The organism is Polaromonas sp. P1_G1 (assembly GCF_056405595.1).
Genome location: NZ_JBFUBU010000018.1, coordinates 26,457 through 48,384 on the forward strand (window position 1 = coordinate 26,457; position 21,928 = coordinate 48,384).

Consider the following 21,928-nt stretch of genomic DNA (forward strand, 5'->3'; position numbering starts at 1 on the left):
GTACGCGCCTCAGGGATTCCAGCGCGCCCAATATTCGAGGGCCAGCGTGTAGGTGTTCATCTGCACCTGCACGGTCTCGTTGATGTTGATGCCGTAGCCGCCCGCCATGGCAAACGCCAGCGGGATGCGGCGCTGCCAGGCCCAATCGAAGACGCGCCGGTCGCGCGCCTCCAGGCCGTCGAAGCTCAAGGCCAGGCGGCCCAGCCGGTCGCCCTCATACGGGTCGGCGCCGGCCAGGAAGAGGATCAGGCCGGGCTCGAATCGCCGCTCCAGTTCATCGAGCGCTTGCTCCAGCGCCTGCAGGTAAGGCGCGTCGCCACAGCCGTCGGGCAAGTCCACGTCTAGGTCGCTGGCTTCCTTGCGAAACGGAAAGTTTTTTTGCCCATGCAGCGACAGCGTGAAGACACTGGCGTCACCGGCGAAGATGCTGGCCGTGCCGTTGCCCTGGTGCACGTCCAGATCGATGATGGCGACCTGCAGCGGCTTGCGCAGGAGACGGTGCTGCCGCGCCCACTCCGCCTGCATCAGCCTGGCGGCAACGGCCGCATCGTTGAAGACACAAAACCCGCCGCCCTTGTGCGCATAGGAATGGTGCGTGCCTCCGGCAAGGTTGGCAGCCACACCCTCGCCCCGCCGGCCGGGCGCCCCCAAGGCCCCGCGCGCCGCCGCTTCACCGTCCGTCGCGGCCGGCGCCTGGGCCATGCGCACCTGCGGGCGTTCAGTCACCAGGCGATCGCGCAGCAAACGGTATTTCGCCATCGGAAAACGGTGGCCGGGCGGCAGCGGCAAAACGAAGTTGTCGGCGTAAAAGGCTTGCAAGGTAAGAAGTGTGTTGCGATCAGAGCTTGAAGCCATTGTGGCCTCGCGCCAGGCACTGATCAAAATGGTTGCATGCAGGTGGCTGGAGTAGTTCTTTTCGGGTACTTTTCAGTGCTGTTTCAGACCGTTACCTAGAGGTCGACCTCTAAATTGGTGCACTGCAACATAAAATGCTTGCAATGGTGCAGCCATTCCCTATACTTGGGCTTATGTTGCAGTGCAGCAATTCAGCGCAAAGCAACTACTGTCCTCACCTAAACCTAAACCTATTTGGAGATTCATTATGTTGACCGCTGAACAAGTCCTCGCTTCCCACAAAGCCAACATCGAAACCCTGTTTGGCCTGACCCACAAAGCCTTCGAAGGCGTTGAAAAGCTGGTCGAGCTGAACGTGCAAGCCACCAAGGCCGCCCTGGCTGAAACCGCCAACCACACGCAAGCCGTGATGGGCGTGAAAGACGCGCAAGAACTGATGGCTCTGCAAGCCGGCCTGGTCCAGCCCCTGGCTGAAAAGACCGCCGCCTACAGCCGTCACCTCTATGACATCGCTTCGGCCGCCGGCGCTGAACTGGGCAAGACCTTCGAAGGCCAGGCCGCTGATGCACAGAAGAAATTCGTCGGCCTGGTCGACAACGCCGCCAAGAACGCACCGGCCGGTTCCGAAACCGCCGTGGCTGTACTGAAGAGCGCCGTTGCCGCCGCCAACAACGCTTTCGAGTCGGTCCAGAAGGCCGTCAAGCAAGCCAGCGACATCGCTGAAGCCAACTTCAACACGGTGGCTGCTTCCGCAGTGAACGCCACCAAGACGACCACCGCCAAAAAGCGCTGATCAAAGGCGCGTCCCTGGCGCGCTACCGTCACGGAGCCTGTTTCGCAGATCCTGTTTGACTGAACAGGGTTTCAAGCCAGTTGTCTCCTCGGGTCCTTTCCGAAATTCATTTTCACGGACCCCTTAAAGCCCGATCGCAAGATTGGGCTTTTTTTTGCCTGCACTGGCTTGCGGTGGCCGCTACTTGTGCGCCACAAGCGCCGCGGCCTCGAGTTTGGCCTTGAGCTGCGGCAGCGCCGCCAGCATGGCAGCCCGGCCCGCATCAATGGCACGCTGCCGCGCGGAGAAGTCCGCGCTTTTGAGGCCTATGAGCGAGGGACGCACGACGACGTCGGCATCCTTGAGCTCGTACTGGTTGATGCTTTTGCCCATGATGGCAAAGGTTTGCAGCAGGATTTGCAGCGTGTCGCCGGCCGGATTGTTTTCCGGTGGGCTGGAGATGTCGACCGCGACCACGATGTCCGCCCCCATCTGCCGCGCAAAACGCACCGGCACCGGTGAGACCAGGCCGCCATCCACATACTCGCGGCCGCTGATCTTCACCGGCAGGAACACCGCCGGCACCGCGCTCGATGCCCGCACCGCGGTGCCGGTATCGCCGCGCTGGAACAGCACGGCTTGGCCACTGTTGAGGTCGGTGGCGACGATGCCCAGCGGGATTGCCATGTTTTCCAGGGTGCGATTGGCCACTAGGTCGTTGACGTAACGGGCCAGCGCGTCGCCGCGGAACATGCCGCGGCCGAAGATGGGCAGCATCCAGTCGGTGATGGCCACCTCTTCCATGTTGAGCGCGGTCTGCTGCAGCTGCGCGCTGGTCTTGCCGCTGGCATAAAGCGCCGCCACCAGGCTGCCGGCCGAGGTGCCGACCACCAGTTGCGGCTTGAGCCCGGCTTCTTCCAGCACTGCGATCACMCCCACATGGGCAAAGCCGCGCGCCGCGCCCCCACCCAGCGCCAGCCCTATGCGCACCGGCTTTCTGGCGGCCTCGGCCGGCGGCGGCAACACAGGCACGCTGGAACCGGTCGGCAGCGTGCCGCAACCAGCCAGCAGCATCACAAGGGCCAGACAGGCGCCCGGCCCCCATCCCGGCACGCGCGAAGGCGGGTGCAACGTAGGGACTCTGGCAAGAATGATTCTTATTTGCTTTATCATGGCCGGGCTTTAAAAATTACCTGTAAGAAAGTGGAAAGTTATGTACAAGAAGGTGGTCCTCTCGTCGCTGCTGTTGCTGGCAGGCTTGGCATCAGCCCAGGAGCAAGTGGTCAACTTGTATTCTGCCCGGCATTACCAGACCGATGAAAAGCTCTACAGCGACTTCACCAAGGCCACCGGCATCAAGGTCAACCGCGTGGACGCCGACGACGCCGGCATCCTGGCACGCCTGAAGGCTGAAGGTGCCGCCTCCCCCGCCGACGTGATCTTGCTGGTCGACGCGGCCCGCCTCTGGAAAGGCGACGCGGACGGCCTGTTCAAACCCATCAAATCGCCGGCCCTCGAAGCCGCCATCCCGGCCAAGCTGCGCGCCAAGGAAACCGCCGAAGGCACGACCTGGTTCGGCTTCTCCACCCGTGCCCGCGTCGTGGTGTTCGACAAGCTCAAGGTCAAAAAGGCCGACGTGGACACCTACGAAAAGCTGGCCGACCCGAAAAACAAGGGCCTGCTGTGCACCCGCTCGGGCGCCCACCCCTACAACCTCTCGCTCTTCGGCGCTGTGACCGAGCACATCGGCGAAGCCAAGGCCGAACAATGGCTCAAAGGCCTGGTGGCCAACATGGCGCGCGACCCCAAGGGCGGCGACAGCGACCAGATCAAGGCCGTGGCCAGCGGCGAATGCGGCATCGCGCTGACCAACACCTACTACCTGGCGCGCATCATGCGCTCCAACGCGCCTGATGACAAAGTGGTGGCCGACCGCGTCGGCGTGGTCTTCCCCAACCAGGACAGCTGGGGCACGCATGTGAACATCGCCGGCGCGGCCGTCGCCAAGAACGCCAAGAACACGGCCAACGCCGTCAAGTTCATGGAATACCTGGCCAGCCCGAGCGCGCAGGAGTACTTCGCCAACGGCAACAACGAGTGGGCCGCGGTACCGGGCCTGGGCGTCAGCAACCCGGCGCTCAAAGCCATGAGCCCTTCGGGCAACGGCAGCTTCAAGTCCGAAACCATCCCGATCAGCGCCGTGGGCAACAACCAGCTCAAGGTGCAGCAGATGCTGGACCGCGTCGGCTACAAGTAAGCCTGCGCCCTTCTTTTGCGAAAGCCCGGCCGCCGACAGGCGCCGGGCTTTTTTCATGCGCCATAATTGACGTTTACGTTAACGTCATGTTGCTTCCGCTTTCGGAAAAGCAGCGGCGTTCGCACAAAGCCCTTTTTAACCTTCCACTCTTCATTCAAGGAACACCATGGATATCGCAGGCAAAGTATTTATCGTCACCGGCGGCGCATCGGGCCTGGGTGAAGGCACGGCACGCATGCTGGTGGCCAATGGCGCCAAGGTGGTCATCGCCGACATGCAGGCCGACAAGGGCGAAGCCATCGCCAAGGAACTGGGCGCCGACAAAGCCGCCTTCGTCAAATGTGACGTGAGCCAGGAGGCCGACGGCCAGGCCGTGGTGGCCAAGGCGGTCGCCATGGGCAAGCTGATGGGCCTGGTGAACTGCGCMGGYATYGCSCCSGCMGAAAARACCGTGGGCAAGAACGGCGCGCACAGCCTGGCCGTGTTCAGCAAGACCATCACCGTCAACCTGGTCGGCAGCTTCAACATGATCCGCCTGGCGGCCGACGCCATGTGCAAGAACGAGCCTGAAGCCACCGGCGAGCGCGGCGTGCTGATTTCCACCGCCTCCGTGGCGGCTTACGACGGCCAGATCGGCCAGGCCGCGTACAGCGCCTCCAAGGGCGGCATCGTCGGCATGACCCTGCCCATCGCCCGCGACCTGGCGCGCAACGGCATCCGCAACATGACGATCGCCCCCGGCATYTTCGGCACGCCCATGCTCTTCGGCATGCCGCAGGAAGTGCAGGACTCGCTGGCCGCCGGCGTTCCTTTCCCGTCCCGCCTGGGCACGCCGCAGGATTACGCGCGCCTGGCCAAACACATCATTGAAAACGACATGCTCAACGGCGAAGTGATTCGCCTGGACGGCGCCATCCGCCTCGCGCCGCGCTGAGTTTGTTCAGGCCGCGGGCGGGTGCAGCGCGGCCAGCCGTTCGGTCAGCAGCGCCGACAGCCGGTCTATCACCTCGTTGACGCGGGCCGGCACGTAGCGCCGGCTCGGCACCACGGCATAGAGCGGCGCGGGCTCGCCCAGATGGCCCGCGAACAGGCGCACCAGCTTCCCGCCTGCCAGCGAGGCCATGAGGTCGATCTCGGACTGGTAGACGATGCCCCGCCCTTCCAGCGCCCACTGCAACGCGATCGAGGCGTCGTTGCAGGCCAGCGGCCCGGCCACACGCACCTGGAAAGGCGCGCTGGCCTCTCCCTGCAATTCGAACTGCCACTGGTCCTGCCGGCGCTCACGCACATGGCAGACCAGGCAGTCGTGCTGCGCGAGCTCGCAGGGCTGCAGCGGCGTGCCGCGGCGCGCGAGGTACTCCGGGCTGGCACAGGCCACGCGCCGCGCCGGCGCAAGCAGGCGCGCCGAATGGGTCGAATCCATCAGCGGGCCGTTGCGCAGGGCCACGTCTATGCCTTCGCGCACCAGGTCCACGCGCACATCGCTGATCTGCAGGTCGATCTCAATGCCGGGATGGAGGGTGGCGAATTCCGCCAGCCAGTAGGCGAGCATCTCGCGCGCCAGCATGGCCGTGGCGGTGATGCGTATGCTGCCGGTGAGGCCGAAGGTGCCGGCGCGCACCTTGGCCTGGCCTTCGGACACCAGTTCGAGCGCGCGGCGCGCATGGTCGACCATGACCGCGCCTTCGGCCGTGGGCCGCACGGCGCGGGTGGTGCGTTCGAACAGCCGCACGCCCAATGAGGTTTCCAGCCGCTTGATCGCCGCGCTGACGGCGGCCGTAGAAAGCCGGCAGCGCTTGCCCGCACCCGTGAGGCTGCCGGTCTCCGCGGTGGCCAGCAGCACACGCAGGGCATCGAGATTGTCAAATTCCATGGAAGACTGATTTCTCCGAAACGCCATTGTGAGGCGCGGGACCGCTCGATATATTTGCCAGCGGGCAGGAGATGTTCCCAGGCCCCGCGACAAGCAACAACTACATTCAAGGATATCCCATGAGACACGCCTTCCCGGCGCTGGCGGCGACCGCGCTGCTGGCCGCCTGCGCCAGCAGCCCCTCTTCCTTCACCTACCAGGTCCCGGCCGACGAAGTAGCGCGCGGCGCCAAGTACATGCAGCCCGAAGGCTCTTCGGGCTTCACGCCCAAGCCGGGCTGGGCTACCAAGAAGTTCGCCGTGGCCGCCGCCAACCCGCTGGCCACCGACGCCGGCTACCAGGTGCTCAAGGCCGGCGGCTCGGCCGTAGACGCGGCGATTGCCGTGCAGATGGTGCTCACGCTGGTGGAGCCGCAGTCCAGCGGCATAGGCGGCGGCGCATTTTTGCTGCACGCAAACGGCGGCAAGGTCGAGGCCTTCGACGGCCGGGAAACCGCGCCCGCCGCCGCCGATGAAAAACTCTTCATCGGCGCCGATGGCAAGCCCATGGCTTTCTACGACGGCGTGGTCGGAGGCCGCTCCGTCGGCACGCCCGGCACGGTGCGCATGCTGGAGATGGCCCACAAGCAGTACGGCCGGCTTCCCTGGGCCCAGTTGTTCGCGCCGGCCATCCAGCTGGCCGAAGGCGGCTTCAAGGTCAGCCCGCGCCTGAACACCCTGCTCAAGGGCGAGGTACACCTGAAAAAAGACGCGACGGCCGCAGCCTACTTTTACAAGCCTGACGGCAGCCCGGTGGACGTGGGCGCGACCCTGCGCAACCCGGCCCTGGCCGAGGTGCTGCGCCGGATCGCGGCCGGGGGATCGAGCGCGCTGCTCGAAGGCCAGGTCGCGCAGGCCATCGTCGCCAAGGTGCAAGGCCACACCACCAACCCCGGCAAGCTGGCCCTGGCCGACCTGGCCGGCTACCAGCCCAAAAAACGCGATCCGATCTGCAGCGATTACAGCGCCGCCGGCAAGGCCTACCGCCTGTGCGGCATGCCGCCGCCCAGCTCGGGCGCGATTGCCGTCGGGCAGATCCTCGGCATCCTGAACAACACGCCTGCAGCCACCCTGGGCCTGGTCACCGGCACCGGCGGCGTTCCCGGCACGGTCTCGCCCACGCCTTCGGCCGACTGGCTGCACCTGTATACCGAGGCTTCGCGCCTGGCTTTTGCCGACCGCGGCCAGTACCTGGGCGACCCTGACTTCGTGCAGCCGCCCGGCGGCAGCTGGATGAGCCTGCTGGCCCCGGCCTACCTGAGCGAGCGCGCCAAACTGATACAGCCCGCCGGCCCCAGCATGAAGACCGCCAAACCCGGTGTGCCGGGCGCCGTCAAGACGGCTTACGCGCCCATGCCCGACCAACCCGAGTACGGCACCTCGCACATCAGCATCGTCGACGGCTACGGCAACGCGATCGCCATGACGACCACGATTGAGGACCAGTTCGGCTCGCGCCTGATGACCGACGGCGGCACCGGCAAGGCCGGCGGCTTTTTGCTCAACAACGAGCTCACCGACTTCAGCTTCGCCCCGGCGGACGCCGAAGGCAAGCCCGTGGCCAACCGCGTGCAACCCGGCAAGCGCCCGCGCTCGTCCATGGCGCCCACGCTGGTGTTCGACAAGACCTCCGGCCAGCTCGTCATGAGTGGCGGCAGTCCCGGCGGCGCGCTCATCATCCATTTCACGGCCAAGACCCTGTACGGCACGCTGAACTGGGGCCTCAATGCCCAGCAGGCCATCGACCTGCCCAACTTCGGCTCGCTCAACGGCCCCAGCATCCTGGAAGAAAAACGTTTCTCGCCGGCCACTGTCGAGGCCTTGCGCAGCCGCGGCGCCGAGGTGCGCGAACAGACCATGACCAGCGGCCTGCAAGCCATCCAGAAAACCCCGGATGGCTTCTTCGGTGGCGCCGACCCGCGGCGCGAAGGTTTGGTGCTGGGAGACTAACCCAGCCGCATCGGCCTGGCGGGCTGGTCCTGCCGGGCCGTGCCCAGGCGCTCGTACTCCGAGATCACCTGCGCGCCCAGCAGCAGCAAGGCGGCCGCGACCTCCAGGCTCAGCAGCACCACGATGGCGGTGGTCAGCGAGCCGTACACCAGGCCGACCTGCGACAGCGTGGAGAAATACCACACCAGAAGGTGGCGCGTCAGCTCCCACAGCAGCGCGGCCGTCACGCCGCCCAGCAGCGCATGCCGCCATTGCAGCCGGCCCACCGGCATCACCATGTACAGCGACGTGAGCAGCAGCACCTCGCCCATCAGGCCCAGCAAATACAGCAGCACGCCGGAAAACCCGCTGAGCGACCATTCCCAGCCCAGGAAGTCCAGGCTTTTTTCACCGAGCGCCTGCAGGCTTCCCGACACCAGCGTCACCAGCAGCAAACCCAGGCCCACAAACAGGATGTAGCAATAAGGCAGGATGGCCGACACCAGCAGATGGCGGCGGCGGATCGCCACGCGGTGCAGAAAGATTACCGACATCGCGTTCTCCAGCACCGTGAAGGCCAGCGAACTGAAAAACAGCATGGTGGCCAGCAAGACCCAGCCCAGCACCTCCCGGTGCGCCAGGAAATAGGCCAGCTCGGCCGTGATGTAGCCTCCCTGGCCCGGGGCGAGCCAGCCGATGTAGCGGCCCAGCGCCTGCAGCATGRCCTGCTGGTCCACCACATGCGACAGCGCGATCGCCACCAGGATCAGCAGCGGCACGACGGACAGCAGCGCGTAATAGGCCACCGCCCCTGCCAGCAGCAAGCCCTGATTGGCGCGAAAACCCTTGAGCACCCGCAGCGCGAAGGCGCCGGGATGGCTGGCAACATAGGCAAGGTTGGGGGAAAGCGTCATGGAATGGCCCCGCTCCCGGGGCGGCAGGGAAAAGTCCATTGTGGGAGACGCCGGAGGTGCCCTACTGCCGCCGGATGCCGCCAATGCGTGTCAGCCCAGCGCCCATTCCCCTCCAGGGCCATAGGCACCTTGGGCACCGGCGGCCCATCGCCGCGACGCGTGTGCTAAATTGACCCCCCTCCCCCCCATGGCCATCCCACAAACATTCATCCAGGAACTGCTCGCGCGCGCTGACGTGGTGGACATCGTGGGCCGCTACGTGCAGCTCAAAAAGGGCGGCGCCAACTTCATGGGCCTGTGCCCTTTCCACGGCGAAAAATCGCCCTCCTTCAGCGTCAGCCCCTCCAAGCAGTTCTACCACTGCTTCGGCTGCGGCAAGAACGGCAATGCCATCAGCTTTTTGATGGAACACGGCGGCATGAACTTCGTCGAGGCTGTCAAAGACCTCGCCCAGCAATACGGCCTGCAGGTCCCCGAAGACGACGTCTCGCCGCAGGACCGCGCCCGGGCCGCGCAGATGCGCGAGCAGCAGGCCACGCTCACCAGCGTGCTCGAAAAAGCCGGCATCGCTTACATCAAGGCCTTGCGCAACTCCGAGCGCGCCATCGACTACTTCAAGGGCCGCGGCGTCTCGGGCGAAGTCGCCAAGACCTTCGGCCTGGGCTACGCGCCCGAAGGCTGGCGCAGCCTGGCCAGCGTGTTCCCCGACTACAACGACCCGCTGCTGGTCGAAAGCGGGCTGGTCATCACCGGCGAACCCGGCGAGGAAAACCAGGCCGGCGAAGCCAAGCGCTATGACCGTTTTCGCGACCGGGTCATGTTCCCCATCCGCAACGTCAAGGGCGAATGCATAGGCTTTGGCGGCCGCGTGCTGGGCGACGACAAGCCCAAATACCTCAATTCGCCCGAAACCCCGGTCTTCAGCAAAGGACGCGAACTCTACGGCCTGTTCGAGGCTCGCAGCGCCCTGCGCGAGCACGGCTACGCGCTGGTCACCGAGGGCTATATGGACGTGGTGGCGCTTGCCCAGCTGGGTTTTGCCAACGCGGTGGCCACGCTGGGCACCGCTTGCACCGCCGACCATGTGCAAAAGCTGTTCCGCTTCACCGATTCGGTGGTGTTCAGCTTCGACGGCGACGGCGCCGGCCGCCGCGCCGCCCGCAAGGCGCTGGATGCCGCCCTRCCCTTYGCCACYGAYGTGCGCASCRTCAAGTTCCTGTTYCTGCCCGCCGAGCACGACCCCGACAGCTACATCCGCGAACACGGCAAGGAAGGCTTCGCGGCCTATGTCAGCAAGGCCGTGCCGCTGAGCCGCTTCCTGCTCGAAGCCGCCGCCGAAGGCTGCGACCTGGACACCGCCGAGGGCCGCGCCCACATGGCCAGCAACGCCCGGCCGCTGTGGAACCTGATGCCCGACGGCGCCTTGAAGCGCCAGCTGCTGGCCGAGATCGCCGACAAGGTGCTGATCGACAGCCGCGAGCTGCTGCAGCTGTGGCAGCCGGCCGCCACGGGCTACAAATCGGGCAACAAGGGCAGCGGCGGGCCGCGCGGATCCGGGAAGGGCCACAGGCAGGACGCCGGGCCGGCCCCCGTGCACCACGCGGAGATGCCCGACCCCGGCGGCTACCCGCCCGATTACCCCGAAGAGCGCGACTACAGCGCCTCCGAGCCCTCCGGTTATTACCCGCCCCCGTCAGCCCCGGGGCGCAGTTTTGGCGAGCGCGGCGGCAGCGCCCGCGCGCCGCGCCGCGTGGCCGGGCGCATACTGCCGGCCAGCCGCGAAGACCGCGTGCTCAGGCTGCTGCTGACCGAAGCCCAGACCTGGGACCGGCTCAGCACCGAAGAGCACCATCTGCTGGTCGAGCTGCCCGAGCCCCACGGCCCGCTGTTCGTCTGGCTGGAGAGCCAGCTCCACGAACACGGGCCCCAGCCCTGGGCGGCCCTGCGCGAGGGCCTGCGCGGCCATGTCCACGAAAGGCACGCCACGGCGCAGATCGCGCAGATCCCCGAAGGCATAGAAAGCGACTGGACCGAAGTCCGCAGCATCCTGGACCAGCTGCTGCGCCTGCGCCGCCAGCAGGAAATGAGCGAGCTGGCCGCCCGGGCCGCCACCGATCCGGACGCCCGCCAGCGCTACATGGAACTGGCCGCCAGCCTCAAAGCCCCGGTCGACACTTCCCGCTAGGCTCCCGCAAGCACCGGGAAAATACCTGTTTTGACGGCAAAAAAAACGCCCAAAAAACAGGCAACAGGGTATAATCCGATTTTCGACGGCAAGCGCGACAGCAGCACCTCCGGCCCGGCCACCCCGAAACTTCGGGGAACTCACAGATGAGACGGCCACTTCCCCCAGGGAATTCCGCAAGGACTGCACACCAAATGTTCGCCCAAACAGCTTGCCCGGAAAATAAACCGCACCGTGCCTCTGGCGCTGCCGGCCTGTTTTTCCGCTCTCCCGTTCCTGACCCTGAATCCTTGTCACCGTGCCTGTGCTTCGCGCAGGCGCCAAGGCGCATTTTTGTTTACTGGTAGCTGATAGATATTTAAAACAATTCCCGATAACTGGAGGTTCCATGCCTACTGCCAAGCCAACGAAGCCGAGCACGTCCAAGAAGCCGCAAGGCGCGCAGCCCAAAGCCGCCGCCAAGCCCAAAGCCAAGACAGCGCCGAAAGCCGCTGCCCGGCCCGCAGGCAAGCCTCCAGTCAAAGCAGTGGCCAAAGCCTCCGCCAAACCTGCCGCCAAAAGCGCCAAGGTTGAAAAACCGGGAAAAACCGCCATCTCTGTCAAACCCAGCAAACCCAATGCCCTGGTGAGCAAAGCCCCCCTGAAAACCGTGAAATCCGTGGTTTCCGATTTGCCCCTGAAGAAAGCTCCTGCCGTGCCGACCAAGTCCAGCCCTGAATCCAAGCCTCTCGCCGCCCCTGCCGACGTGCCCGTGAAAAAGAAACCCGGCCGCCCGCCCAAGAACCCCGCGGCCGACGGCAGCGCGCCTGCCGCCACCACCGGCGCCAAGCGCGGCCGCAAGCCCAAGAACGCCAGCGCCGCGCCCAAGGACGGCGAAGACCTCGACCTGTCCGACATTGAAGACGACCTGGTCGGCGAACCCGTGGCGGAAACGACCGAGAAGGTCAAGCCGCTGCGCATGAAGATCAGCAAGGCGAAGGAACGCGCCCTGATGAAGGAATTCGGCCTGGACGAGACCGTCCTCTCCGAAGAAGACATGCTCAAGCGCCGCCTGCGCCTGAAGACCCTGATCAAGCTCGGTAAAACCCGCGGCTACCTCACGCACGGCGAAATCTCCGACCACCTTCCCGACAAGCTGGTCGACGCTGAAACGCTGGAAGTCGTGGTCAACATGCTCAACGACATGGGTGTGGCCGTGTACGAGCAGGCGCCCGACGCCGAAACCCTGCTGCTGAACAACACCGGCCCCACGGTCGCGACCGAAGAGGAAGCCGAAGAAGAAGCCGAAGCCGCGCTGTCCACCGTCGACAGCGAATTCGGCCGCACCACCGACCCGGTCCGCATGTACATGCGTGAAATGGGCACGGTCGAGCTGCTCACGCGCGAAGGCGAAATCGAAATCGCCAAGCGCATCGAGGGCGGCCTCATGAAGATGATGGAAGCCATCTCGGAAAGCCCCGCCACCATCGCTGAAATCATGCGCCTGGGCGAGGAAATCCGCGAAGGCAAGATCGTCATCTCCACCGTGGTCGACGGCTTCTCCAACCCCAACGAGGCCGACGATTACGTGGCCGAGGAAGACTTCGACGAATTCGACGAGGAAGACGACGACGACGGCAAGGGCGGCTCCAAGGCCCTGACCAAAAAGCTCGAAGAACTCAAGAAGGAAGCGCTCAACCGCTTCGACAAGATCGCCACCCTGTTCGAGAAGGTCCACAAGACCTACGACAAGGAAGGCTACGGCACACCCACTTACGTGAAGTCGCAAAAAGCCCTGAGCGACGAGCTGATGACCGTGCGCTTCACCGCCAAGACCATTGAAAAGCTCTGCGACATGCTGCGCGGCCAGGTGCTGGACGTGCGCAAGAAGGAGCGCGAGCTGCGCCGCATCATCGTCGAGAAATGCGGCATGCCCCAGGAAATCTTCATCAAGGATTTCCCGCCCAACCTGTTGAATCTGAAATGGGTTGAAAAACAGGTCGCATCCGGCAAGCCCTGGTCGGTGGTGATGGCCCGCAACGTGCCGCCCATCCAGGAACTGCAAACCAAGCTGGGCGAATTGCAGGCCCGCGTGGTGGTGCCGCTGGCCCAGCTCAAGGACATCAACAAGCGCATGAACGAAGGCGAGTCCAACTCGCGCGACGCCAAGAAAGAGATGATCGAGGCCAACCTGCGCCTGGTGATCTCGATCGCCAAGAAGTACACCAACCGCGGCCTGCAGTTCCTCGATTTGATCCAGGAAGGCAACATCGGCCTGATGAAGGCCGTCGATAAATTCGAATACCGCCGCGGCTACAAGTTCTCGACCTACGCCACCTGGTGGATTCGCCAGGCGATCACGCGCTCCATCGCCGACCAGGCGCGGACCATCCGCATCCCGGTGCACATGATCGAAACCATCAACAAGATGAACCGCCTGTCGCGCCAGCACTTGCAGGAATTCGGCTTCGAGCCGGACGCCAGCATCCTGGCCGCCAAGATGGAGATTCCGGAAGACAAGATCCGCAAGATCATGAAGATCGCCAAAGAGCCGATCTCCATGGAAACGCCGATCGGCGACGACGACGATTCGCACCTCGGTGACTTCATCGAGGACAGCGCCAACACCGCGCCGCTGGAAGCCGCGATGCAGGCCGGCCTGCGCGACGTGGTCAAGGACATCCTCGACAGCCTGACGCCGCGCGAAGCCAAGGTGCTGCGCATGCGCTTCGGCATCGAGATGTCCACCGACCACACGCTGGAAGAAGTCGGCAAGCAGTTCGACGTGACGCGTGAGCGCATCCGCCAGATCGAAGCCAAGGCGCTGCGCAAGCTCAAGCACCCTTCGCGTTCGGACAAGCTGCGCAGCTTTATCGACACGCTGTAAACACGCGCCCTCCTCAAAAAAGCCCGGCCCGCAAAGCGCCGGGCTTTTTTATGCCTGGCGCAAACTCAGGGCGCGGTCAGCCCCACCTTGCGCACAAAGGCGTCCAGCGGCACCGACCACATCTTGCCGCCGTAGGTCAGCAGCGAATGCCCGTCATGCCCCTGCACCGGCCCGGTCTGGACAAGCTGCGTGTCGCTGCCGCCGGCCTTGAAGGCCTCGTGCCACTGGCGGGGTGCTTCGGGCCCCCAGTACTGGTCGTTCTCGGCATACAGCCACAGGTTGGGCACCTTGACCAGCTTGCCGAGTTCGCCATAGGTCTTGCGCAAGGTTTCCGGTCCGCAGCTTTTGGTCGGCGATGACTCGGGATTGCCGCCCGAGCCGCCGGCGAAATTGACGGCGCCAATAACGCCCGGCAGGTTGAGCGCGGCGACCGACACCGTGGTCATACCGCCCACCGACTGCCCCTCCAGCAGCAGCCTGTCCTTGCGCACCCAGGGCTGCTGCAGCGCCCACTGGTGCAGCGCGACCACCGTCTGGCCGGCCCGGCTGGCCACGCGCGTGAAGTCGGGCTCGCCACTGCAGACATTGCCGTTCCAGCGCGCGCCCGAGTCTTCCCGGTCCATCCCGCCGGTATCGCCATAACCCGGCCGCACCGGGGCAATCACCGCAACGCCCTTGTGAAGCCAGTAGTTCGCATGCCCGACCAGCACCGGGTATTCGAGCTTGGCCCTGTCGACGCGCGAAGGGGCCCGCCCATGGGAAAAGATCACCAGCGGAAACGGGCCTTCGCCGGGGGGTTTGTAGACATGGGTGACGACCTCAAACTGCTTGCCGTCGACCAGCAGGGGCAGTTTGACGACCTGCGGCGGCACACGCTCGGGCTGCTGGGCCCAGGCAGGCCCGCTCGCGATCTGCGCCACCCACATCACCCCAAGCCAACATCCCAGTTTCCACCCTTGCATGTCCGGCTCCTTGTTGTTTGTTGCCGATGCATTCTGACATGCGCAAGCTTTTCAGGAGGTGCTGAAGCGGTACAGCGTGCGGCCCCGGCGGCCCTGCCCCGGCGCATGGACGGCCGAAGGAAAGGCGGCTATGTTGGGCGCGTTTGGATAGCCCTGTGGCTCAAAGCACAGGCTTTGCTGCTGCACATAGCGCCTGCCGCCTTTGCCCGGTCCGCCGGCCAGCGCTTCACCGGCCACCATGCCGGTGTAGAACTGCATCGTGGGTTCGGTCGACCAGACCTCCATCACGCGGCCGCCGGCCGGGGCGCGCACGCGCGCGCACAGCGCCAGCTCACCTGCGGCGCCGCGGTCGATCGCGAAGCAGTCGTCATATCCCGCGACCCCGCTCGCGGCCTGCGGACCGTGCACGCGCGTATCCAGCACCGCCGGTTGCCGGAAATCAAACGGCGTGCCCTGCACCGGCAACAGCTCGCCCGTGGCGATCAGCTCGGGCGTCATCCCGAAATAGCGGCTCGCGTTGATCATGACTTCATGCCCCAGCGCGCTGCCGCTCAGCGTGCTGTTCATGCCTTCGAGGTTGAAGAAGGCATGCGTGGTGAAATTGGCCACGGTGGGCGCATCAAGCGCCACCGCGCCGTAATCGAGTACCAGTTCGTTTTCTTCCGTCACGCTGTACGTCAGGTTCAAGGCCAGTGTTCCGGGAAAACCTTCCTCGCCGTCGGCAAACACGTAGCGCATCTCCACGCTGGAATCGTTGTGCTGCACCGCATCGAACACCTGGAAGCGTGAGCCGCGCAGGCCGCCGTGCAGGCAGTGCGGGCCGTTGTTGGCGGCTAGCTGGTGTTCCACACCGCCCAGTTTGAAGCGCGCGTTTTCTATACGCCCGGCATAACGCCCGACAAAGGCGCCCACGGAGGGCGAGCCGCCCACCACGCCTTCGATGCTGTCGTAACCCAGCACCACGTCGTCAAGGCGGCCCTCGCGGTCGGGCACCAGCAGTTGTTCGATCTTGGCGCCGTAGTTGGTCACGCACACCACCATGCCGCTGCGGTTGCGCAGCGTGAACAGCCTGACCGGCTTGCCGTCGATCTCGCGCGCGAAGCGCGAGGGATCCAGCAACAGGGGAAAGTCCTCGCCGCTCACTTGGCAATGATGGTCAGCAGTTCTTCACGCGTGGTCGGGTCGGCCATGTACTTGCCGTACAGCGGCCCCATGCGCCTGACCATGGGCGAGGCATCCCGGACTTTGACGAACTGCGAGCCCTGTTTGGTGGTGGTCTCCAGCGCCGCGGCGACACGCTTGTTCCAGAGCTCGCGCATCAGGATGGCGGATTTGGCGCCGGCTTCGCTAAACGCGGCCTTGTCTTCCTTGCTGAGCTTGTCCCAGAGTTTGGTCGACACCACCAGCGCCTCGGGCGAGATCACGTGGTTGGTCATGTAGACGTTTTTGGCGACCTTGTAGTGCCCGGTGGATTCATACGAAGGCAGGTTGTTCTCGGCGCAATCAACCTTGCCCTGCTCCAGCGCGCCCAGCACTTCCTTGAAAGGCAAGGCCACCGGTTTGGCTTCCATGAGTTTGACCATCTCGATGTAGACCTCGGACTGCTGCACCCGGATGTTCATGCCGGCCAGGTCGCGGATGTTGTTCACGGGCTTGACGCAGTAAAACGAACGGCCGCCACCGTCATACCAGCCCAGCACCACGAAGCCGGCGGTTTTCAGGTTGGCGGAAAACCGCTCGCCGAGCTTGCCGTCCAGGTGACGGAACATGTGCGCGGAATCGGTGAACAGGAAAGGCAGGTTCAGCACCTTGATGCCCGGCACGGCGTCCGACAGGGGGCCGGAGCTGAACTCGGCCACGTCGATCTCGCCGCTCTTGAGCATCTGCACTGCCTTGGGCTGGTCGCCCAGCGAGCCGTTGTTGAAGAGCTCGATGTTGTAGCGGCCGCCGGTGCTTTTGGCGACCTGTTCCACAAAACTCTTCAGGGCTTCCGAGACCGGATAACCATCGGGGTGGATGTTCCAGGCCCGCAGCTTGGTCTGGGCCATCGAGGCACTCGCGCATAGCGCGAAGGAGAGGCATAAAAGCCCCTTGAAAGATATACGCAATTTTGTCTCCTGGATAGGTCGTAACGGCCGCCTCTGACGGGCTGGCTCGTATTTTGTCAGTGTTTGAATCCCTTTACGGATGTTCACACGGATGATTCGCCGCCGTCCAAAGACAAGCGGCGATATCACCACTAATTCACGCAAACACTCTTCAGTCTAACTTGATGTTGGCGTCCGAGACGACCTTGGCCCAGCGGCTGCGTTCCTGGTTGAAGAAGCCATCCTGCTGCGCCGGCGTCATGGTCACGACCTCTGCGCCCTGCCCCGCCAGCTTGGCGCGTATGTCCGGGCTGCGGATGATCTTGATGAGCTCATTGTTGAGGCGGTTGATGATGGCCGCCGGCGTGCCGTTGGCCACCAGCAGGCCCTGCCAGGTGCCGGACTCGAAGTTCGCCAGGCCTTGCTCCGCCAGCGTCGGCACATTGCCGATCAGCGGCATGCGCGTGCTCTTGGAGACGCCCAGGATTTTCAGCTTGCCGCTTTGCACATGCGGCAAGGTGGCCAGCATGCCGTTCATCAGGATCTGCGTTTGCCCGGCGATGGTGTCGCTGACGGCTTGCGAGCCGCCCTTGTAGGGGATGTACTGCCACTTGGCCTTGCTGGCCCGTTCGACGGCCACGCCGGCCAGGTGCGGCGCGCTACCCATGGCCGTCACTGCGAAATTCAACTCGGTCTTTTGCGACAACGCCACAAGTTCCTTGAGGTTGCTGACAGGCACCGAGGGATGGACCACCAGCAGGTGCGGTGAATACGCCAGCATGGTGACGCCACGCAAATCCTTGGACGGGTCGAAGCTCAGCTTGGGGTAGACCGAAGGGCTGATGGCCAGCGCGCCGGTGTCGCACAGCAGCAGCGTGTAGCCGTCGGGCGCGGACTTGGCCACGATGTCTGCGCCCAGGTTGCCATTGGCGCCGGCCTTGTTGTCCACGATGACCGACTGCTTGAGCGCTTCGGACAAAGGCTGCGCGATGGCGCGGGCAATGATGTCCGAAGAGCCGCCCGGTGGGTAAGGAACCACCAGGCGTATCGGTTTGGACGGCCATTCGGCCTGGGCGTTGGCGGCGCCGGTGCCGGCGCCCACACCCACGGCCAATGAAGCCGCGATAAGTTCTCGTCGATTGATAGCCATGCTTGTCTCCTGAATGTTCACAAAAGCGGTTACCCCTCCGCCGCGCCGGGAGCCTCTCTCGGGCCCCTCGTGCGCGCCTGTCTGTCTGCTTACGCCGACTTCGCGACTTCGTGGTTTCCCAGCAATTCCAGCGCCCGCACGAGTGCGGAGTGGTCGAGGTCCTGCATGCCGTTGGCGGCGCAGGCCTGCATCAACTGGGCGGCGCCCGCCGTTTGCGGCAGGGCCAGGCCCAGGGTGCGCGCACCGCTGAGTGCCAGGTTCAGGTCCTTCTGGTGCAGGCCGATACGGAAACCGGGTGCGAAGGTGCGCTTGATCATGCGTTCGCCATGCACTTCCAGGATGCGCGAGGAGGCAAAGCCGCCCATCAGCGCCTGGCGCACCTTGGCCGGGTCCGCGCCGGCCTTGCTGGCRAACAGCAGGGCTTCRCCSACKGCCGCGATGTTCAGCGCCACGATGATCTGGTTGGCCACCTTGCAGGTCTGGCCGTCGCCGTTGCCGCCCACCAGCGTGATGTTCTTGCCCATCAGCTCGAACAGCGGCTTGACGAGGTCGAAAGCCGCTTGCGGGCCGCCCACCATGATGGTGAGGCTGGCCGCCTTGGCGCCGACTTCGCCGCCCGACACCGGGGCGTCAAGGTAGTCGCAGCCCAGGGCATTGATTTTTTTGGCGAACTCTTTCGTGTCCATCGGCGAGATGGAGCTCATGTCGACAACCGTCTTGCCCTTGGTCAGCGCGCCGGCCACGCCGCCTTCGCCGAACAGCACCTTGGCCACGTCGGGGGTATCAGGCAGCATCAGGAAAATGATGTCGGCCTGTTTCACCACGTCGGTGATGGAATCGCAGGCCTTGCCCTTGCCCGTCAACAGTTCCGCGGGCACCTTGCCCAGGGTGGTCATGAAAACTTCGTGCCCTGCGGCGATCAGGTGCGCCGCCATCCGGTTGCCCATGATGCCCAGGCCGATAAATCCAAGCTTGCTCATTTCAAAATACTCCAGTCAAAAATTCAGTCGGAAACGATGGCGCCCATCAGGCGCGGTAACGGTCGTGCAGGGCTTGCGTCGCAGAGCGGAACACACCGAGGTCGCTGCCCACGGCCACAAAGGTGGCGCCCATCTCCATGTAGCGCCGCGCGTCGGCTTCCACCGGGGCCAGGATGCCCGTGGGCTTGCCGCAGGCCTTGGCGTTCGCAAACACGGCGGCAATGGCTTTTTGCACATCCGGATGGCCCGCGTTGCCCAGGTGGCCCAGGCCGGCCGCCAGGTCGGAGGGGCCGACAAAAATGCAGTCCACGCCGTCGACCTCGGCAATCGCGCGCGAAGCCGCGACACCGGCGCTGCTTTCGATCTGCAACGCGACGCAGATCTGGTCGTTGATGCCCTTGAAATACTCGGGCACCGTGCCGTAGCGGTTGCTGCGCTGCGATACCGACACGCCGCGCACGCCTTGCGGCGGGTAGCGCGTGGCGGCCACCGCGCGCCTCGCCTCGTCCGCGCTTTCGACGAAGGGGACCAGGAAGTTGTAGAAACCGGCGTCCAGCAGGCGTTTGATCTCGACCTCGTTGTTGCTGGTGGGCCGCACAAAGGGCGCGCTGGGGCTGTCCTTGAGCGCCATCAGCTGGGGGATGAAGGTGCCCACATCGTTGGGCGAGTGCTCGCCGTCAAGCAGGATCCAGTCGAAGCCCGCCACGCCCAGCACCTCGGTGGTGATGGCATTGGCCAGCGACGACCAGCAGCCGATCAGCTTTTTTCCGGCCAACAGGTCGCGCTTGAAGCTGTTGGGAAACGGTTGGTAGGGAGTTGCTTGTGTCATGGTGATGTGCTTTTACGTTTCTGTTGGAATCAGCGTGCGGGCATGCCGCGTTATTCGGCCTTGATGTTCGCCGCCTTGATGACCTGCGCCCACTTGGCGACTTCGGCGCGCTGGAAAGCGGCGATCTGCGCCGTCGTCATATTGGCCGGCTCCATGCCGAAGCCCTTGAGCTTTCCCTGCATTTCAGGTTCCGCCAGGATGCGGGCGATCTCGGTGTGCAGGCGGTCGACCACAGGCGCGGGCGTTCCCGCCGGCGCAAAGATGGCCTGCCAGGACAGCACTTCAAAGTTGGCCAGGCCCTGCAAGCCGGACTCGGCCACCGTCGGCACGTCCGGCATGGAGGCCAGCCGGGTGGCGGAGGTCACCGCGATCGCGCGCAGCTTGCCGCTCTGGATGTGCGGTGCCGCCACGACGCTGGTGTCGAACATCATGTCCACCTGCCCGCCGATCACGTCCTGGATGGCCGGGCCGCTGCCCTTGTAGGGGATGTGCGTGAACTTCACGCCGGAGCGGAAGGCCAGCAACTCCAGCGAAAGGTGTTGCGAGGTGCCGGTGCCGGCCGAGGCCGACGACAGGCCGCCGGACTTGCCCTTGCTGCCCTCCAGCACGTCCTTCAGGGTCTTGTAGGGGCTGGCCTGGTTGACCACCAGGACCAGTGGGTTGGTGCCGATGAGTGTGACGGGCGCAAAGGACTTGATCGGGTCATAGCCGATTTTCGGATAGAGGCTCACGTTGATCGCATGCGAGCTGACCGTGCCGCCCACCAGCGTGAAGCCGTCCGGCGCGGCGCGTGAGCCCACTTCCGAACCGACGCTGCCGCCCGCCCCGGGCTTGTTGTCGACAATGATCGTGGTGCCCAGCGCCGTGCCGAGCTTTTGCCCGATCAGGCGGCCCAGCACGTCGGTGGTGCCGCCGGCGGCGAAGGGCACCAGGTAGGTGATGGGCTTGCCGGTAGGCCAATTGCCCTGGGCGAATGCGGTCAGCGTTGAAAGGCCGGCCACGGCGGCCAGCGCGGTAGTGAGCAGGATACGGCGTTGCATGAGGGTGTCTCCTTCAGGTGTGTTGTGTTGTGTCGGGGTGAGTGGATGGACTGTTCGGCCTCTCAGGGCATCTCGACGATTTCAATCCAGTTCGGGTTCTTGCCGACGGGCAGCCGCTTCGGCGTGCCCAGCGCGCCCGTCGCGGCGTCGATGGCGTGCACGGACACGCTGTGCGAGTCCTGGCCCGCCGCGATCAGGTAGCGTCCCGCAGCGTCGATGGCGAAGCCGCGCGGGGTCTTCTCGGTGGGCGTCTGGCCCAGGGGCTCCAGCAAGCCGGTGGCGGCATCGACACGGAAGGCTGAAAGCGTGCTGGACGTGCGCTCGGACGCGTAGAGGTAGCGGCCGTCGGGCGTGAGGTGCAGGTCGGCTGCCCAGGGCTTGCCGGCAAAACCCGCCGGCAGCGTGGTTCGGGTCTGCAGCAGCTTGAGCGTGCCGCGGCCGCCATCCCAGGCAAACACCTGGAGCTGCGCGTCCAGCTCGTTGAGCAGGTAGGCAAAGCGCTGCGCCTTGTCCCAGACAAAATGGCGCGGGCCGGATTTTGCGGCGGAGGCGGTCAGCGCCGGATCGTTGGGCGAGAGCACACCGGTGGCGGCGTCAAAGCGCCAGCTGGTCACGTTGTCGTTGCCCAGGCTGGTGGCCAGCACGAAACGGTTGGCCGAATCCGCATGAATGGCGTGCGCATTCGCGATCCCGGGGATCAGCTGCTGGATGGCGCCGGCCTTGCCCTCCTTGTCGATAGCGTTGACGGTGATCTTGTGGCCGGGATAGGACGCCGCGAAAAGCCAGCGCCCCGTCAGGTCGGTGTCGATATTGGCCATGCTGTCGGCCAGCGACGCTTCGCCGAGCTTGCGCAGCTTGCCGCTGGCGCCGTCAATGGCGAAGCTCACGACACGGAAAGGCTGGGAACGCAGCGCGGCATACAGGAAGCGTTTGTCGGGACTCACGGCCATGGGCATCACGGCCCCGCCCACGTTCACGGTCTCCACCGGCTTGAGCGTGCCCTGGGCACGGTCCAGCTCGAGCACCGAGATTTCCTGGCTGTCGGCATTCGACACGTACACCCAGGTGGCGGCGGAAGCAGCACCGGCGGCGGCCGCGAGGCCTGCCGCCGCCAGCAGCCGAAAAGCCAGGCGCAGCGCGCGGGAATTTGAGGGAACGATGTTCATGGTCTGTCTCCTTTTGTTGTTGATG

At 64.9% G+C, this 21,928-nt stretch carries 18 protein-coding genes; 6 read left to right on the forward strand and 12 right to left on the reverse strand.

Annotated elements, in window-relative coordinates; all coding sequences use genetic code 11:
- Nucleotides 1-9: 9 nt before the first annotated feature.
- Nucleotides 10-819, reverse strand: a complete 810-nt coding sequence (locus AC1D1Y_RS11035) for a histone deacetylase family protein (RefSeq protein ID WP_477682381.1) — start codon at nucleotides 817-819, stop codon at nucleotides 10-12.
- Nucleotides 820-1,099: 280 nt separating this feature from the next.
- Between AC1D1Y_RS11035 and AC1D1Y_RS11040 the strand changes: the two genes are divergently transcribed.
- Nucleotides 1,100-1,648: a phasin family protein gene (locus tag AC1D1Y_RS11040; RefSeq protein WP_477654277.1), complete on the forward strand. Its 549-nt coding sequence runs from the start codon at nucleotides 1,100-1,102 to the stop codon at nucleotides 1,646-1,648.
- 180 nt (nucleotides 1,649-1,828) lie between these two features.
- Here AC1D1Y_RS11040 and AC1D1Y_RS11045 read toward each other — a convergent pair whose 3' ends face one another.
- Nucleotides 1,829-2,701, reverse strand: a complete 873-nt coding sequence (locus AC1D1Y_RS11045; RefSeq protein WP_477682382.1) for a patatin-like phospholipase family protein — start codon at nucleotides 2,699-2,701, stop codon at nucleotides 1,829-1,831.
- A 139-nt stretch (nucleotides 2,702-2,840) separates the two neighbouring features.
- Here AC1D1Y_RS11045 and AC1D1Y_RS11050 point away from each other — a divergent pair, with 139 nt between their 5' ends.
- Both AC1D1Y_RS11050 and AC1D1Y_RS11055 read left to right on the forward strand, forming a co-directional pair.
- Nucleotides 2,841-3,884 (forward strand): extracellular solute-binding protein, encoded by a 1,044-nt coding sequence (locus AC1D1Y_RS11050; RefSeq protein ID WP_477682383.1) that lies wholly within the window; start codon nucleotides 2,841-2,843, stop codon nucleotides 3,882-3,884.
- Nucleotides 3,885-4,050: 166 nt separating this feature from the next.
- Complete coding sequence (locus tag AC1D1Y_RS11055) at nucleotides 4,051-4,818, forward strand: 3-hydroxyacyl-CoA dehydrogenase (protein ID WP_436155106.1); 768 nt, start codon at nucleotides 4,051-4,053, stop codon at nucleotides 4,816-4,818.
- 6 nt (nucleotides 4,819-4,824) lie between these two features.
- On the opposite strand, the gene AC1D1Y_RS11060 is transcribed toward AC1D1Y_RS11055, so the two are convergent.
- Nucleotides 4,825-5,757 carry a LysR family transcriptional regulator gene (locus AC1D1Y_RS11060; protein ID WP_477682384.1) on the reverse strand — a complete coding sequence of 311 codons (933 nt, stop codon included), beginning with the start codon at nucleotides 5,755-5,757 and terminating at the stop codon, nucleotides 4,825-4,827.
- 119 nt (nucleotides 5,758-5,876) lie between these two features.
- Between AC1D1Y_RS11060 and AC1D1Y_RS11065 the strand changes: the two genes are divergently transcribed.
- Nucleotides 5,877-7,745 (forward strand): gamma-glutamyltransferase family protein, encoded by a 1,869-nt coding sequence (locus AC1D1Y_RS11065; protein WP_477682385.1) that lies wholly within the window; start codon nucleotides 5,877-5,879, stop codon nucleotides 7,743-7,745.
- Here the strand turns inward: AC1D1Y_RS11065 and AC1D1Y_RS11070 are convergent.
- Nucleotides 7,742-8,638, reverse strand: coding sequence for a YihY/virulence factor BrkB family protein (locus AC1D1Y_RS11070; RefSeq protein ID WP_477682386.1), 897 nt, complete (start codon nucleotides 8,636-8,638; stop codon nucleotides 7,742-7,744). The two genes, AC1D1Y_RS11065 and AC1D1Y_RS11070, sit on opposite strands and share 4 nt — an antisense overlap.
- Nucleotides 8,639-8,825: 187 nt before the next feature.
- On the opposite strand from AC1D1Y_RS11070, the gene dnaG reads away from it, so the two are divergent.
- A complete protein-coding gene (dnaG, locus tag AC1D1Y_RS11075) occupies nucleotides 8,826-10,823 on the forward strand; it encodes a DNA primase (RefSeq protein ID WP_477682387.1) in 1,998 nt (665 codons plus the stop codon).
- Nucleotides 10,824-11,211: 388 nt separating this feature from the next.
- Complete coding sequence (gene rpoD / locus AC1D1Y_RS11080) at nucleotides 11,212-13,689, forward strand: RNA polymerase sigma factor RpoD (protein ID WP_477682388.1); 2,478 nt, start codon at nucleotides 11,212-11,214, stop codon at nucleotides 13,687-13,689.
- Nucleotides 13,690-13,754: 65 nt separating this feature from the next.
- Here rpoD and AC1D1Y_RS11085 read toward each other — a convergent pair whose 3' ends face one another.
- The 8 genes from AC1D1Y_RS11085 to AC1D1Y_RS11120 all read right to left on the reverse strand — a co-directional run bounded on the left by AC1D1Y_RS11085 (nucleotide 13,755) and on the right by AC1D1Y_RS11120 (nucleotide 21,903).
- On the reverse strand, nucleotides 13,755-14,651 hold the full coding sequence (locus tag AC1D1Y_RS11085) for a dienelactone hydrolase family protein (protein WP_477682389.1): 897 nt from the start codon (nucleotides 14,649-14,651) through the stop codon (nucleotides 13,755-13,757).
- A 51-nt stretch (nucleotides 14,652-14,702) separates the two neighbouring features.
- Nucleotides 14,703-15,794, reverse strand: a complete 1,092-nt coding sequence (locus AC1D1Y_RS11090; protein ID WP_477682390.1) for an aldose epimerase family protein — start codon at nucleotides 15,792-15,794, stop codon at nucleotides 14,703-14,705.
- Nucleotides 15,791-16,699, reverse strand: a complete 909-nt coding sequence (locus AC1D1Y_RS11095; protein WP_477682391.1) for a TRAP transporter substrate-binding protein — start codon at nucleotides 16,697-16,699, stop codon at nucleotides 15,791-15,793. Before AC1D1Y_RS11095 ends, AC1D1Y_RS11090 begins: the two co-directional genes overlap by 4 nt.
- Nucleotides 16,700-16,910: 211 nt before the next feature.
- Nucleotides 16,911-17,888: a Bug family tripartite tricarboxylate transporter substrate binding protein gene (locus AC1D1Y_RS11100; RefSeq protein WP_477682392.1), complete on the reverse strand. Its 978-nt coding sequence runs from the start codon at nucleotides 17,886-17,888 to the stop codon at nucleotides 16,911-16,913.
- Nucleotides 17,889-17,977: 89 nt separating this feature from the next.
- Complete coding sequence (glxR, locus tag AC1D1Y_RS11105; protein ID WP_477682393.1) at nucleotides 17,978-18,868, reverse strand: 2-hydroxy-3-oxopropionate reductase; 891 nt, start codon at nucleotides 18,866-18,868, stop codon at nucleotides 17,978-17,980.
- A 46-nt stretch (nucleotides 18,869-18,914) separates the two neighbouring features.
- A complete protein-coding gene (gene garL / locus AC1D1Y_RS11110; RefSeq protein ID WP_477682394.1) occupies nucleotides 18,915-19,697 on the reverse strand; it encodes a 2-dehydro-3-deoxyglucarate aldolase in 783 nt (260 codons plus the stop codon).
- Between the two features lie 50 nt (nucleotides 19,698-19,747).
- Nucleotides 19,748-20,737, reverse strand: coding sequence for a Bug family tripartite tricarboxylate transporter substrate binding protein (locus tag AC1D1Y_RS11115; protein WP_477682395.1), 990 nt, complete (start codon nucleotides 20,735-20,737; stop codon nucleotides 19,748-19,750).
- 62 nt (nucleotides 20,738-20,799) lie between these two features.
- Nucleotides 20,800-21,903: a lactonase family protein gene (locus tag AC1D1Y_RS11120; RefSeq protein ID WP_477682396.1), complete on the reverse strand. Its 1,104-nt coding sequence runs from the start codon at nucleotides 21,901-21,903 to the stop codon at nucleotides 20,800-20,802.
- Nucleotides 21,904-21,928 lie beyond the last annotated feature (25 nt).